This is a genomic window from Devosia sp. 2618 (genome assembly GCF_040546815.1).
Taxonomy (GTDB): Bacteria; Pseudomonadota; Alphaproteobacteria; order Rhizobiales; family Devosiaceae; genus Devosia.
Window position 1 is genome coordinate 2,504,248 of sequence record NZ_JBEPOO010000001.1, and the last position, 13,154, is coordinate 2,517,401.

Annotated in this window: 12 protein-coding genes; 6 read left to right on the forward strand and 6 right to left on the reverse strand. The window is 61.3% G+C overall.

Features of this window, described 5'->3' with window-relative positions:
• Positions 1-41: 41 nt before the first annotated feature.
• The 3 genes from ABIE28_RS12600 to ABIE28_RS12610 form a co-directional block, all read right to left on the reverse strand.
• The gene (locus ABIE28_RS12600; protein WP_354063421.1) at positions 42-917 is read right to left on the reverse strand and encodes a 4-(cytidine 5'-diphospho)-2-C-methyl-D-erythritol kinase; all 876 of its coding nucleotides are present in this window, start codon (positions 915-917) and stop codon (positions 42-44) included.
• Positions 918-921: 4 nt separating this feature from the next.
• Complete coding sequence (locus tag ABIE28_RS12605; protein ID WP_354063423.1) at positions 922-2,664, reverse strand: tetratricopeptide repeat protein; 1,743 nt, start codon at positions 2,662-2,664, stop codon at positions 922-924.
• 106 nt (positions 2,665-2,770) lie between these two features.
• On the reverse strand, positions 2,771-4,417 hold the full coding sequence (locus tag ABIE28_RS12610) for an electron transfer flavoprotein-ubiquinone oxidoreductase (protein ID WP_354063425.1): 1,647 nt from the start codon (positions 4,415-4,417) through the stop codon (positions 2,771-2,773).
• 122 nt (positions 4,418-4,539) lie between these two features.
• Between ABIE28_RS12610 and ABIE28_RS12615 the strand changes: the two genes are divergently transcribed.
• The 3 genes from ABIE28_RS12615 (at position 4,540) to moaB (ending at position 7,530) form a co-directional block, all read left to right on the forward strand.
• Positions 4,540-5,346 (forward strand): uracil-DNA glycosylase, encoded by an 807-nt coding sequence (locus ABIE28_RS12615; protein ID WP_354063427.1) that lies wholly within the window; start codon positions 4,540-4,542, stop codon positions 5,344-5,346.
• Between the two features lie 344 nt (positions 5,347-5,690).
• Positions 5,691-7,016 (forward strand): MFS transporter, encoded by a 1,326-nt coding sequence (locus tag ABIE28_RS12620; protein ID WP_354063428.1) that lies wholly within the window; start codon positions 5,691-5,693, stop codon positions 7,014-7,016.
• Positions 6,994-7,530, forward strand: a complete 537-nt coding sequence (gene moaB, locus ABIE28_RS12625; protein ID WP_354063430.1) for a molybdenum cofactor biosynthesis protein B — start codon at positions 6,994-6,996, stop codon at positions 7,528-7,530. Before ABIE28_RS12620 ends, moaB begins: the two co-directional genes overlap by 23 nt.
• A gap of 42 nt (positions 7,531-7,572) precedes the next feature.
• On the opposite strand, the gene ABIE28_RS12630 is transcribed toward moaB, so the two are convergent.
• Positions 7,573-9,072 carry an MDR family MFS transporter gene (locus ABIE28_RS12630; RefSeq protein ID WP_354063432.1) on the reverse strand — a complete coding sequence of 500 codons (1,500 nt, stop codon included), beginning with the start codon at positions 9,070-9,072 and terminating at the stop codon, positions 7,573-7,575.
• Between the two features lie 417 nt (positions 9,073-9,489).
• Between ABIE28_RS12630 and ABIE28_RS12635 the strand changes: the two genes are divergently transcribed.
• Positions 9,490-10,638 (forward strand): PA0069 family radical SAM protein, encoded by a 1,149-nt coding sequence (locus ABIE28_RS12635; protein WP_354063434.1) that lies wholly within the window; start codon positions 9,490-9,492, stop codon positions 10,636-10,638.
• Between the two features lie 6 nt (positions 10,639-10,644).
• On the opposite strand, the gene ABIE28_RS12640 is transcribed toward ABIE28_RS12635, so the two are convergent.
• On the reverse strand, positions 10,645-11,328 hold the full coding sequence (locus ABIE28_RS12640; protein WP_354063435.1) for an HAD family hydrolase: 684 nt from the start codon (positions 11,326-11,328) through the stop codon (positions 10,645-10,647).
• Between the two features lie 93 nt (positions 11,329-11,421).
• Positions 11,422-12,009, reverse strand: a complete 588-nt coding sequence (locus ABIE28_RS12645; RefSeq protein ID WP_354063437.1) for a hypothetical protein — start codon at positions 12,007-12,009, stop codon at positions 11,422-11,424.
• 80 nt (positions 12,010-12,089) lie between these two features.
• Here ABIE28_RS12645 and ABIE28_RS12650 point away from each other — a divergent pair, with 80 nt between their 5' ends.
• The gene (locus ABIE28_RS12650; RefSeq protein ID WP_354063439.1) at positions 12,090-12,263 is read left to right on the forward strand and encodes a hypothetical protein; all 174 of its coding nucleotides are present in this window, start codon (positions 12,090-12,092) and stop codon (positions 12,261-12,263) included.
• 25 nt (positions 12,264-12,288) lie between these two features.
• Positions 12,289-12,945 (forward strand): ribonuclease HII, encoded by a 657-nt coding sequence (gene rnhB, locus ABIE28_RS12655; RefSeq protein ID WP_354063440.1) that lies wholly within the window; start codon positions 12,289-12,291, stop codon positions 12,943-12,945.
• Positions 12,946-13,154 lie beyond the last annotated feature (209 nt).

Consider the following 13,154-nt stretch of genomic DNA (forward strand, 5'->3'; position numbering starts at 1 on the left):
TCCCGCAAGGAAGAGGTGAAGCAGGCACTTCTCTTACCCTTTCAGGGCACAATCACCGGCGCTGCCGCAACCCAATGGTCTGGGTTATGGGCGCGCATAACCTGTGCGGCCTGATGCGCTTGCCCGGCGGAGCCGAACAGGCCGAAGACTGTCGCGCCAGAACCTGACATGCGGGCAAGGATGCAGCCTTGGGTGGCGGCGAGTTGTTCGACGATGTCACCGATTATCGGCACCAGCTTGACGGCGGGCGGCTGCAGGTCGTTGCGGGTTTCGGCGAGCCAGATGCCGAGCTGTGCGGGGCGTGTCAGGGGCGTCGGCAATTCGGGCAATGGATAATTGTCGTGGGCGCGCAGGCGGCGGAAGACGTCGGCCGTGGCCAGTGGCACCATCGGATTGACCAGCACGATATGGCAGGCCGGGAACTCGGGCAGAGGGGTCAGCACCTCGCCGACACCGCGCGCCACCAGCGGCATGGAAACGAGGCAGGACGGAACGTCTGCCCCAAGCGCTGTCGCAATGTCGGCCAGTTCGGCCATCGGCACAGGATGCTCAGACAAGCTCGCCATCAAGCGCAATGCAGCCGCCGCGTCGGCTGAGCCACCGCCAATGCCCGCAGCAACGGGCAGGTTTTTGACCAGCCGCAGCGACAACGCAGTTTTGACGGCATCGGGCCAGCGCGCCCGAAATGCAGCGACGGCACTGGAGACCAGATTGGATTCGCCTGTGCCCAGCGCCTTGGCGAAGGGGCCACTGATGCTCAGCGAATCTATATCGGCAGGCGTCGCCGAGAGCTCGTCGGCCACGTCGGCGAAGACGACGAGGCTTTCGAGATCGTGGTAGCCGTCTTCACGGCGACGCGTAACGTGCAGGGCCAGGTTGACCTTGGCCGGCGCGAGCTGGACGATTGGTTCGGGCATCCAGCTATTGAGTTGCGTTGGCTTCGGTGAGCCCGTCGACAAGTTTGGGAGCGACGCGTTCCTTGACGTTGCCGACGGTGTCGACCGAGGCCGCAACGCGCCACTGGAACTTGGCCTCAAGCTTGCGCCCGGCCTTCCAGTAAGCATCGCCCAGATGGTCGTTGATCTCGGCATCGTTGGGCCGCAGCATGGCTGCCTTTTCGAGCGTGGTCACCGCTTCGTCGATCCGGCCGAGCTTGTAGAAAGCCCAACCCAGCGAATCGACGATGTAGCCATCCTGTGGCTGCGCCGCGACAGCCTTTTCGATCATCTCCAGCGCGGGCTCGAGATTCATGTCCTGATCGATCCAGCTATAGCCGAGATAGTTCAGCACGGCTGGCTGGTCGGGATTGAGTTCAAGAGCCTTGAGGAAATCGGCTTCGGCTTTTGGCCATTCCTTGGCGCGCTCATAGGCGATGCCGCGCACGTAGTAGAAGCGCCAATCGGATGGGCGCTCGCCGCCGGTCAACTTGAGCGCCTTGGTGTAGGCGTCCGCTGCCGGAATATACTGCTCGTCGTAGCGCAGCATATCGCCGAGCACCGACACAGCATCGAGGTCTTCGGGCTGGCTGACCACAATGTTGTTGAGGCGGCGCAGGGCTTCTTTACGATCGCCAATGGCATCAAGGTTTTGTGCGACGCGCACGACAGCCGTTGGCTTCATGGCCGAGGTGGGCGGCACTGCTTCATAAATGGCGTTGGCGGCGGCATGCTGGTCGGCACCATCGAGCAGCTGGCCTAGCACCAGTGAGATCACATCGGCGGATGGGTCGAGGTAGAGGCCCAGACGCAGGAAGACCAACGACAGATCGAGATTGCCATCGCGGGCCAGGGCAACGCCGATGCCGTGGAACATTTCGGCCGAGCCGACCTGAACATTGGAGGCGAAAATGCCGGGACGCTGACCGGCTTCGATCTGGTCTTTGACAACGGTGACGATGGGGTGCGTGGCACCCTGCGCTTCAAAATCGTTGATGACTTCGAGCGCTTCATCGAAGCGACCGGCATTGGCCAGCGTGCGGGCATAAACTTCGGTAATGCGGGCGACGTAGGGCTCGGCTTCGTGAGCGCGGCGGGCCAGATCGATAGCGCCGGCGCTGTCGCCTGCCACTTCGGCCATCAGTGCGCGGTGGAACACCAGGAAATCGCCGAGGCCGGTTTTTCCTAAGCGATCCATAACCGCGTCGGCATCAGCCTTGCGGTTGTCGCCGATCAGAGCCCAAGCGCGCAGAATGCTGGCGGTGATGCCGGTAAAGCTATCGGGGCTGATAGTGTTGAGCAGCCGTTCGGCGGCGCCATAGCGGCGCTCCTTGAGCGCCTCGGCGGCGACAACGAGTTCGGCCAGTTCATTATTGCGGTCGAGGTCCAGCAGATGCTTGGCGGTCGAAGCCGCCTGCCCGATCTGACCATCGGCGGCATAGGCGATGAAGGCGCGCTCGACGAGCAACGGATTGTCCCAGTCACTGATGGCCGCCTGAGCGAAATAGCGCGCAGCTTCTTCGGTGCGTAGATCCTGCAACGCCTGCTGGCCGGCCATATAAGCGCCAGATACGCTGCTGCGGAACAATGGCATGACGTTGAAACGGGCCAGCGGGTCTGACTGCGCGGTCAGGACTGGCTGCGCCATTGTCGTGCTCGACATGACGGTCGCTGACAGTAGCAGGGCGACTAGCGCCGGACGCGCGAAGCGGTTCAGAAGCGATTTCACGAGACTGGAAACTCCCTTGGCCTATTGGGCCCGTTCTGGGCGCGAAGATTGTCCGTTTTGGGACTGCGCCGCAAGGGCGCGCCACATAGCGTGATCCATCTATGGGTCACATTCCGCTGTAGTTGGGGCCACTGCCCCCTTCGGGAGGCACCCAGGTGATGTTCTGGGCCGGGTCTTTGATGTCGCAAGTCTTGCAGTGGACGCAGTTGGCAGCGTGGATGCGGAATACCGGCGCGGCGCCTTCTTCGGCCATTTCATAAACCCCTGCAGGACAATAGAGCGGCGCAGGTTCGCCAAATCTGGGCAGGTTGTCGCGGACGGGCACGGCCGGATCAGCCAGCAAGAGATGGACCGGCTGGTCTTCGTCATGCGCCAGATTGGCGAGGTAGACGGAGGACGCGCGGTCGAAAGTTAGTTTGCCGTCTGGGCGTGGGTAAGTGATCGCGGGTAGCGCGCCCTTGGGCTGCAGGCCCTGATAATCCTGTTTTTCGTGATGGAGCGTGCCAAGCAGCGAGCGGCGGAAGATCGCCGAGGTCCAAAGTTCGACGCCAGCAGCGAGCGCGCCGACCACGGTGCCGAGCTTGGTCCAGAGCGGCTTGACGTTACGCACGCCTTGCAACTCGGTCGAGATACCGGTGGCCATGATGCGTTGACCGAAATCGGCGATGAGATCGTGCTGGCGGCCCATGCCGATGGCGTCAGCCACCGCGTCTGCCGCGCCGATGCCGGACAGAATGGCGTTGTGGATGGCCTTGAGGCGCGGCGCGTTCATGAAGCCTGCCGCACAGCCGATCAGGCCTCCGCCGGGGAAAGCAAGCGTAGGAATGGACTGCCAGCCACCGGCGGTGACGGCGCGGGCGCCATAGCTGATGCGGGTGGCACCTTCTAGCAGCGGCGCGACCGAGGGATGGGTCTTGAAGCGCTGGAATTCGTCGAAGGGCGACAGCGTCGGGTTCTTGTAATCGAGGTAAGTCACGAGCCCGACGTAAAGCTTGCGGTCTTCGGCGTGATAGACGAACCCGCCGCCGGATGTGGCATTATCGAGCGGGAAGCCAAGATAGTGGTCTACCTTGCCGGGCCGGTGGCGGTCGGCGGGGACTTCCCAGACTTCTTTGATGCCGAGCCCGTATTTCTGCGGTTCGCGGGCCAGGCTGTGCGAAGCGATGACATGTTTGGCCAGCGAGCCACGCGCGCCTTCAGCGATCAACGTGTACTTGGCCTCGAGCGCGATGCCTTCGGCAAAGCCGGGCTTGGGGTCGCCGTTGTGGTCGCGGCCGAGATCGCCGGTGATGATGCCGCGCACCGGGCCATTGCCGGAACTCAGGACATCCACCGCAGCGGTCATAGGGAAAATGTCGACGCCAAGTTCGGCCGCCTGTTCGCCGAGCCAGCGCACCAGATTGCCAAGGCTGACGATGACGCCGTTCGGAGTCTTGAGCTGGGGCGGCATCAGGGCGTGCGGCAGCGCCAGATCGTGCTTGGCGGTGAGGAAATGGTAGGTGTCGCTGGTGACATCGGGGCCGACAGGCGCGCCTTTTTGCCGCCAGTCGGGAATCAGTGCGTCGAGCCCGACAGGGTCCATAACGGCGCCCGACAGGATATGGCCGCCGATTTCTGCAGCCTTTTCAACGACGGTGACGGCGATTTCGGGGTGGCGTTGCTTGATGCGGATAGCGGCGGCCAGACCCGATGGACCCGCGCCAACAATCAGCACATCGGTCGAAAGGGTTTCGCGCGAACCGGCTTCTGCCATATAGAGTGCCTCTGTCGTCCAGTTGAGGTATCGCGCTGTCGAACCGTAACCGGGCCCACTTTTCCTGACAGCGTTCCGAGCGCGGCTGGCCGCGCCAAACGGGCTGTGACATAACAGAGAACATGGCTGAAACGCGACCGCTAAATCACGACGAAATGCTCGCCGTGCTCGACTGGTATCGAGCTGCGGGCGTTGACGTTGCCGTGGGCGAAGAGCCAATCGACCGCTTCGCGCAGCGTCCGCCGCAGCGGGTGATGCCTGTTGTCGCATCGGCAAATGCTTCAACAGAGCAGCGTCCTGTCGAAACACTACCGCTGGGCGGCGATCCGTCTGAAGCGCGCAGCCTTGCGGCATCGGCGAAGACGCTCGACGAATTGCAGACCATTTTGGGCAGCTATGATGGTTGCGGGCTCAAGCTGCGCGCCACGCAGCTGGTATTTGCCGACGGCAATCCCGAAGCCGACATCATGCTGATTGGCGAAGCGCCGGGAGCGGAAGAGGACCGGCAGGGTAAGCCATTTGTCGGCAAATCCGGGCAGTTGCTCGACCGCATGCTGGCCGCCATCGGGCTCGACCGCACCAAGGTTTACATTGCCAATACCGTGCCATGGCGGCCGCCGGGCAACCGCACGCCGACCCCTGAAGAGATGGCGCTGTGCCTGCCTTTCCTCAATCGACAGGTGGAGCTTGTTGCGCCCAAGCTGGTGATGACGCTGGGTGGCCCCGCCATGCAGACGGTGTTTTCGACCACGGCGGGCATCATCAAGATGCGCGGCAAGTGGTCGAGCGTGACCATTGGCAATCACACGGTCGAAGCCATTCCGACGCTGCACCCGGCCTATCTGCTGCGCAACCCGCCGGCCAAGGAGCAGGCCTGGGCGGATCTTTTGGCGTTGAAGGTGAAGATGAGCTCGGTGGGGCTGGGCTGACGGATTTGCACCTTCCCTACCATAGTTACCCCTAACCTAACCTAACCTAACCTAACCTACGCCCCTCCTTGATGATCGCGTTGCTTCCGCAAAGCGGGAAGCTCCCGATCAATTCGCTGTCCGAAGTGGGATTGCCGTTTCTGCGGGAATGACGCTGTGGGTGTGTGAACGAGGAAACCTTCGGCAGCGCGGGAGGTAAGGGCTTCCGCACGCGGCAGATTCCGCAGCAAAAACAAAATCTCGCCGCGGGGGCATTTCCGCTCTGCCATTCTGGGATCGCCGCGTTATGGTCATCGTCATGTGATTTGCAACGTTCCTCCTGATCCTGCACCGCCGAAAGCGTCATGGCCTCTGTAATCAAGATCTACGCTCTGTTCCTGGGGTCCGCGCTGCTGATGTTTGGCGGCGGCTTGCAGGGGCTGCTGTTGTCGGTTCGCGGCGCGGAAGAAGGGTTTTCACTGCTATCGCTGGGCCTGATCGGCACCGGCTGGTCGGTCGGCTTTGTGGCCGGGTCGATAACGGTACCGCTGGTGGTGCGCAAGGTTGGCCATATCCGGGCGTTCTCGGTGATGGCGGCCATCGGCACTGTCACCATTCTGCTCAACCTGTTGCTGATCAACGATGTCAGCTGGATCTTGCTGCGCGCACTATCGGGCTTCTGCTTTGCCGGCGCGGCGATGATCGTTGAAAGCTGGCTCAACGAAGTTGCCGAAAACAAGAGCCGCGGAACTATCTTTTCGATCTATGTGACGATCAATATGGCGGCCTCGACCATGGGCCAGATCGCCATGTCGGTGACCGGAACGGCCGGTTATCTGCCGTTCGTTCTGGGCGCCATCAGCTTTATCTGCGCGGTGCTGCCGACGGCGCTGACCTCGAGCCCGCAGCCGCGTCCCCTTGCCTCGGCCAAGATTGACGTGGTGTTGCTCTACAAAACCTCGCCAGTGGCGGCGATTGCTGCATTTTCGGTGGGCATGGCCAATGGTGCCTTCGGCACGCTGGCTCCGGTCTATGGCTATGAGCAAGGGCTGGATGCGAGCGGCATTGCGCTGCTGTTTGCCGTGGCCGCAATTCTCGGCGCGGTCGCGCAAATCCCGTTTGGGCGATTGTCTGACCGAATCGACCGCCGCATTGTGCTGATTGGATTGGCTGGCTTCGCAGCCGTTGTTGGCGCTTTGACCGTGCTCATCAATCCCGAGGCGGGATGGGTCATGTATGTGCTGTTTGCGGCCTATGGTTTTGCCGCCAACCCGATTTATGCGGTCGCGGTGGCTCATGCCAACGACTTCGCCAAGGACGGCGATTTCGCCAAGATCGCTGGCGGCATGCTGCTGATCTTGGGCATTGGCCTGGCGATTGGCCCGGCCGTTGCTTCGCTGATCATGGGAGCATGGTCGCCAGTGGGACTGTTCCTTGTGACGGCGACGTTCCATGGCGCGCTAGCCGTGACGGCATTCCTGCGCATGCGTGTGCGTAAGAGCAAAGACGCGGCCGATCGCGCGCCGTTCCAGCCCATGGGCAATGACAAGCAGGTGACGCCAGAAACTATTGTGCTCGATCCGCGGGCTGATAGTGATAGCCCCGAGATGGGCCATGCCGAGCGGCCGGTGCCCGAAGAGTTGGCAACGCCCCCCGAGGAGAAGCGCGATGTTCAAGACGGCACAGTTTGAGGACCGGGACTTCAAGCCCCTTTCCATTGCCGTCATCGCTGTCTCGGATACGCGGACGCTTGAGACCGATACGGGCGGCGCGCTGCTGAAATCACTTCTGGAAGCCGATGGCCATCGCTGCGCCGAGCGCGTTGTGGTGCGGGACGAGATCCAGCTCGTGCGCAAGGCAGTGCAGGGTTTTGTCGCCGATCCAGACGTAGACGTGGTGCTGACGACGGGCGGCACGGGATTTTCAGGCCGAGACATTACGCCAGAGGCTGTCGAGCCGCTGTTCGACAAGCGCATGGAAGGTTTTTCCGTGCTGTTCCACCAGTATTCGGCGACGACGGTGGGCACCAGCTCGATCCAGTCACGCGCGACCGCTGGCCTGATCGGCACGACCTTCGTGTTCTGCCTGCCGGGATCGCGCGGCGCTTGTCGGGATGCCTGGGAAGGCATTTTGAGCCACCAGCTCGATTATCGACACAAGCCCTGCAACTTCGTCGAATTGATGCCTCGGCTCAACGAGCGCTGAGGCGCATACAAAAACGGCGCCCCGTAAGGCGCCGCTGAATGCTTAGTGGCCGTGGGTCATTCCGGGTGCGCCGCCTTCCGGCTTGCGCACGAAAAAGGCCGCGATCACTGCAAAGACCGAGATGATGGCGCCGACGAAGAAGGCAAGGCGAATACCGCCGGCCATCGCCGCAATCGGCTCGGTGCCGCCTGCAACAAGGCTGGCCGTCTGGAGCGTCATCAAAGCCACGAACAGTGCCGTACCGGCCGCGCCGGCGACCTGCTGGGTGGTGCCGATCATGGCGCTACCATGCGAGTAGAGGTTTGGCTTTAGCGAACCGAGGCTTGCGGTGAACAGCGGCGTGAACATCAATGCCAGACCGATGCTGAGGGTCAGGTGACCGGCAAGCAGCAGCCAGATCGGGGTATCCTGCTGTACGAAAGTCAGGCCCCACATGACGATGCTGAGCAGGATGGCGCCCGGAACGATCAGCGGCGTTGGACCATAGCGATCAAACAGACGACCAACGAAGGGCGCGCAGAGGCCCATCACCAGACCGCCAGGCAGAAGCATCAGGCCAGTCTGCAAGGTGGTGAGACCAACCACACTCTGCAGGAAGATCGGCAGCAGGATCATGGTGCCAAACATCGACATCATGAGGATTGCCATCATCACCACCGAGACGGTGAAGTTCTTGGACTTGAGCGTGCGCAGATCAAGCAGCGCCTTGTTATCCTTCTGCAGCGAAAGCTGGCGGAAAACGAACAGGGCGATGAATACGACGCCAATGACCAGTGGAATCCAGGCTGGCAGGCCTGCCGAGACTTCGGCATCCGCGGCATGCAGCGCGCCTTCGCCCAGTCCGCTCAGCCCATAGACGAAGCCGCCAAAGCCAATGATCGACAGCAGAACCGAGACGATATCGAGCGGCGCCTTGGTCGGAACCGTGACATTCTTGATCAATGTCGAGCCCAGCGCCAACGCGCCCAGAGCGATCGGTAGCACGAGGATAAACATCCAGCGCCATTCCAGGACCGACAGGATCAGGCCGGAAATGGTTGGGCCGATAGCTGGCGCCACGGAAATGACGATGGAGATGTTGCCCATCGTCTTGCCGCGCGACTGCGGTGGCACCAGGTTCATAACCGTGGTCATCAGCAGCGGCATCATGATGGCCGTGCCCATGGCCTGAACCACGCGACCGACAATCAGCAGCTGAATGCCGGGGGAGACGGCACAGATCAGCGTGCCGAGCGAAAACAAGCTCATCGCCAGGGTGAAAACCGGGCGCGTATTGAGGCGCTGCAGCAGATAGCCGGTGATTGGAATGACCACCGCCATGGTCAGCAGGAAGCCGGTGGTGAGCCACTGGGCGGCATTTGCGGAAATGCCCAGGTCGCCCATCAGATGCGGCACGGCTACGCCCATAATGGTCTCGTTGAGAATGACCACGAAAGCGGAAACAAGAAGCAGTGCAATGACCAGCCTGTTGCGCGCGGCATTGTCCTCAGTGACTGGGGCGCTCACAGGTCCGGCGTCGAATGTGGCAGCATCAGTACTCATGATATTTCCTAAATCTAGATTTGCGTCGCTAGCAGGACGACGAACGGCGCCGGCGGAGACCGACAGCACCTTGAATGATTTTTGCGACAGTGAATGTCAGCAGAGTGGGTCGTTAAGTTTTTTATTCAGCAAGTCGGAACAGGCCAACGCGAGATGAACGATCTAGCGTTGCGCAGCATTTTCCCCGAGCCCCAAACGGTCGATCTGTTTATTCCCACACCCGGGCCCCGTCCACCCGCAGAATTGCACTTCTGGGTTGCAATTAAAGGGTTAGTCACCGTTGAAAGTCGCGACCCATGCCCATATGTGATACGGGAATGACATTGTGTTCTTGTTTTGTTCCATCGCGACTGTTACATCCTGAGACATGTTTTGCAGTCACGATTCGACTGCCAAGCGCCCGGCAGGAGAAGTCTCATGGCCCTCTATCAGGCCCCATCGTTTGAAGCTCTTGAAATGCTCAGCCGCAGCCGCGACGCCGATCTGGCGCGGCGCGAACTGCTCAACCCTGACCGTATTCGTGGGCGCGGCGCGCAATCCAATGTCAGCGGGCGATTTGAGAAGCAGAAGCGCGAGAGCTTTGACGACGGTTGGGACAATGTGGAGCCGCTCTCGATCTTTGAGACGGTGGAACATGTCGAACGCGCCAAGACGATCATCACCACCAATGACAGCCCGGACATTGGTTTCGAGCGCTCGATCAATGCCTATCGCGGCTGCGAGCATGGTTGTTCCTATTGCTTTGCGCGGCCCACGCACGCTTTCCTCGGCCACTCGGCGGGCATCGAGTTCGAGCGCGACATCTATGTGAAGGTCAACGCCGTCGACGCGCTGCGCAACGAGCTGGCGGCCAAGAGCTACAAGGTCAAGCCGATCGCCATGGGCACCAATACGGACCCCTATCAGCCGGCCGAGCGCGAGCACAAACTGACGCGCGGCATCCTCGAAGTCATGCTGGAGACGAAGCATCCCGTGATGATCACGACCAAATCGTCGCTAATCATTCGTGACCTCGATATCCTCACCGAACTGGCCAAGCTGGGCCTGGTGAAGGTGGCGATTTCCATGACCTCGATGGATCACAAGCTGAGCCGCCGGATGGAGCCCCGCGCATCCTCCCCTGCCCGCCGGCTGGAAGCGATCCGGCTGCTCAGCGAAGCAGGCGTTCCGGTAGCGGTGTTCGCCTCGCCGATGATCCCCGCGATCAATGATATGGAACTTGAGCGCATTCTCGATGCCGCTAAGGCGCAGGGTGCGGTCAGCGCGTCGATGATCTTGCTGCGGCTACCTGGCGAAGTCCGCGACGTGTTCCGCGAATGGCTGCTGCGCCATTTCCCGGACAGGGTTCGCCATGTGCTGTCGCTGGTGCGCGACACGCGCGGCGGCAAGGATTATGACTCGCGCTGGGGCACCCGCATGACCGGTGAAGGCCCCTATGCAACGCTGCTCCGCCAGCGCTTTGATAAAGCGCGCGAACGCTATGGGCTGGACGTGAAGCTGCCCGGACTGCGCAACGATCTGTTCGTGGCGCCAAAGCTTGAAGAACGGCAGATGAGCCTTTTCTAGGAAGGCCTAGACCGTAGCCATGGCGATGCGCGCCGCAATGAAATCGAGCAGAGACTGCTCGTCATAGCTTGCCGTGGTGATATCGGCACCAACAGCCCGGAGGTCGACGTCTTCGAGGCTAGTGCGGATGCCGACGGTTGCGAGACCTGCAGCAACCGACGACGCGATGCCAGTGCGCGAATCTTCGAAGGCCACCGACAGCTCGGCCTTGGCATTGAGAAGGCGCAGCCCCTCCAGATAGGGCAGCGGGTGCGGTTTGCCGTGTGGTAGTTCGGCGCCGATGACGATGGCGGCAAAACGCTGGCGGATGCCGAGCCCGTCGATGATCAGATCCGCATTGGCACGAGGCGCGTTGGTGACGGCTGCGATTGGCAAACCGGCCGCTTCAGCTAGGTCGAGCAGGTAGAACAGGCCGGGTACTGCGTGAATTTCGGTATGGGCCAGTTCGCGGAACACAGCTTCCTTATGATCCAGAACCGCCAGCCCTTCCTGAGGCGACAGCTGCGGCAGCAGGCGTCGTGCGATGTCGACATTGGCAAAGCCCTGCAGCTCGCGGATGAAGCGTGGCCGGTCGAAGAACTCGCCAAACGGCTCGAAGACGCGATTGAAGGCTTCGAGATGGACCGGATCGGTATCGGCCAGAGTGCCGTCGATGTCGAAGAACAGGGCAGCGCCAGGAGCAAATTGCATAGGAGTAAAGCCTAGGAGGGAAGCGGGGCGAACCGACAGCAAATCGGCTGATCAGTCAACGTGTGTTGTGCGGCGGCGTATCGCTGTTGGCTTTTAGTATTGCGCCACCCGACGCGCATAGGTGGCCATGAAATCGATCGATGCGGCGACACCACGCAGGGACAAGGCCACATCCTTAGCTGGGACGACGTCGATCAATGGGACGGAGAGCGTTACGGCTTCACTATCGCGCATGGCCTCGAGCAAGGCTTCCTCGCGCAGAGGGTCGCGGATGAAGAACTGGTTGGCGGTGTCGTAGCGTGTTTCGAGATCGTTGATAAAGTCGAAGTTCGCGGGCGTCTCACCGGTCATTGCCAGTTCTATGGGGCGCGTCTGATCGATGGCGACGTCGTCCGCGGCTACCGTTATGGCGATATCGAGATCGCCGTTGAGGCGGTTGCGGAACACGGTGAGTTTGTAAGCTGGAAGGCCAGCGGCGTTTTTCTCGTTACTGCCGGTGCTGGCGAAACAGGAAATTCCGTAATAATCGACCGCGTCCTCATCGATCTCGTCGGGGCACACGGCGAGCCAATCGCGATTATATTCGCGCCACTCACCAAAAGGGTGGTGAAATGGCTCAGCCTGAATAGACGACGCCGCCGCAGCAATCAGGACAACAGCGCAGAACACTCTGCCGATCATGTAGTTTGCTTCCCCTTACGGCTTAGGCTAGCTGATATATAGCGCCAACAAGGCGACAATACAGGGACAGCGCGGATAAAATGCTAGTTGGGGTGAAGACGAGCATTCTCGACGATCTGACGCTGCTGGAGCTGGACGCCGATGGTCCGATATTGGCGACGGACCAGGACGCACCAGACCTGATCGGGGCGGCATTCAGTGCCAGTTCGCGCAACGCTGCTGGCGAGGCTTTGATTGCGCGGCAATTGACTTGATGCCCGCCAGAGCCATGCTGCTGGCATGCTTTTCGATTCGACTATCCAGACCACTCCCGACTATTCCCACGAGCTCGCGCTGCAGGCGCGGGGCGCGAGAATTGTTGCGGGCGTGGACGAAGCCGGGCGCGGTCCGCTGGCCGGGCCTGTAGTGGTTTCCGCCGTTGTGCTGGATGCGAGGACCATTCCGGCAGGGCTCAATGATTCCAAGAAGCTGAGCGAAGAACAGCGCGAGGTTCTATTCGAGCAGATCATGGTATCGGCGCTCGCTGTTTCGGTGGTGGTGGCACCGCCATCCATCATCCTGAGCCACAATATTCGCGGGGCAACCTTGTGGGGCATGGCGCAGGCGGCATCGAGCCTGTCACTGCGGCCAGACCGCGTGCTGATCGATGGGCGCGATGTGCCAATGGGGCTGCCCTGCGAGGGGCTGGCGCTGATCGGTGGTGACGGGCGCAGTGTGTCGATTGCGGCAGCGTCGATTGTCGCCAAGGTCACCCGGGACCGGATGTGCCAAATCATGGATTGCGATGCGCCCCATTTCGGCTTTGCCGGGCATAAGGGTTATTCGACTGCGAAACATATGCGGGCGCTGGTGGAGCATGGCCCTTGCCGGCACCACCGCGAGGAATTTGCGCCGGTGGCGGAAGCCTGGGCTCGGGTTCGGATGGCGGTGGCTTAGGGATGCACGCCCTCGTGGTTCGAGGCTCGTGAAGAACTCGCACCTCACCATGAGGGCTACTGGACGTTAAATGTATCGACAGCCCTCGGTGTGAGGTAGGAGCGAAGCGGTCCACAACGCACCGCGCCTTTGCCGCCTCAACGGGCGCGTCTTAACCCCTCGCTAACCCCTTACAAACGCTCCATTAACCCTGGCGCGCTATAACGGGT

Coding starts and splice junctions, on each gene's coding strand:
- ABIE28_RS12650 (WP_354063439.1), top strand. CDS start 12,090: ATGCTAGTTGGGGTGAAGACGAGCATTCTCGACGATCTGACGCTGCTG.
- ABIE28_RS12645 (WP_354063437.1), bottom strand. CDS start 12,009: ATGATCGGCAGAGTGTTCTGCGCTGTTGTCCTGATTGCTGCGGCGGCG.
- ABIE28_RS12610 (WP_354063425.1), bottom strand. CDS start 4,417: ATGGCAGAAGCCGGTTCGCGCGAAACCCTTTCGACCGATGTGCTGATT.
- ABIE28_RS12640 (WP_354063435.1), bottom strand. CDS start 11,328: ATGCAATTTGCTCCTGGCGCTGCCCTGTTCTTCGACATCGACGGCACT.
- ABIE28_RS12615 (WP_354063427.1), top strand. CDS start 4,540: ATGGCTGAAACGCGACCGCTAAATCACGACGAAATGCTCGCCGTGCTC.
- ABIE28_RS12635 (WP_354063434.1), top strand. CDS start 9,490: ATGGCCCTCTATCAGGCCCCATCGTTTGAAGCTCTTGAAATGCTCAGC.
- rnhB (WP_354063440.1), top strand. CDS start 12,289: ATGCTTTTCGATTCGACTATCCAGACCACTCCCGACTATTCCCACGAG.
- moaB (WP_354063430.1), top strand. CDS start 6,994: ATGTTCAAGACGGCACAGTTTGAGGACCGGGACTTCAAGCCCCTTTCC.
- ABIE28_RS12630 (WP_354063432.1), bottom strand. CDS start 9,072: ATGAGTACTGATGCTGCCACATTCGACGCCGGACCTGTGAGCGCCCCA.
- ABIE28_RS12600 (WP_354063421.1), bottom strand. CDS start 917: ATGCCCGAACCAATCGTCCAGCTCGCGCCGGCCAAGGTCAACCTGGCC.
- ABIE28_RS12620 (WP_354063428.1), top strand. CDS start 5,691: ATGGCCTCTGTAATCAAGATCTACGCTCTGTTCCTGGGGTCCGCGCTG.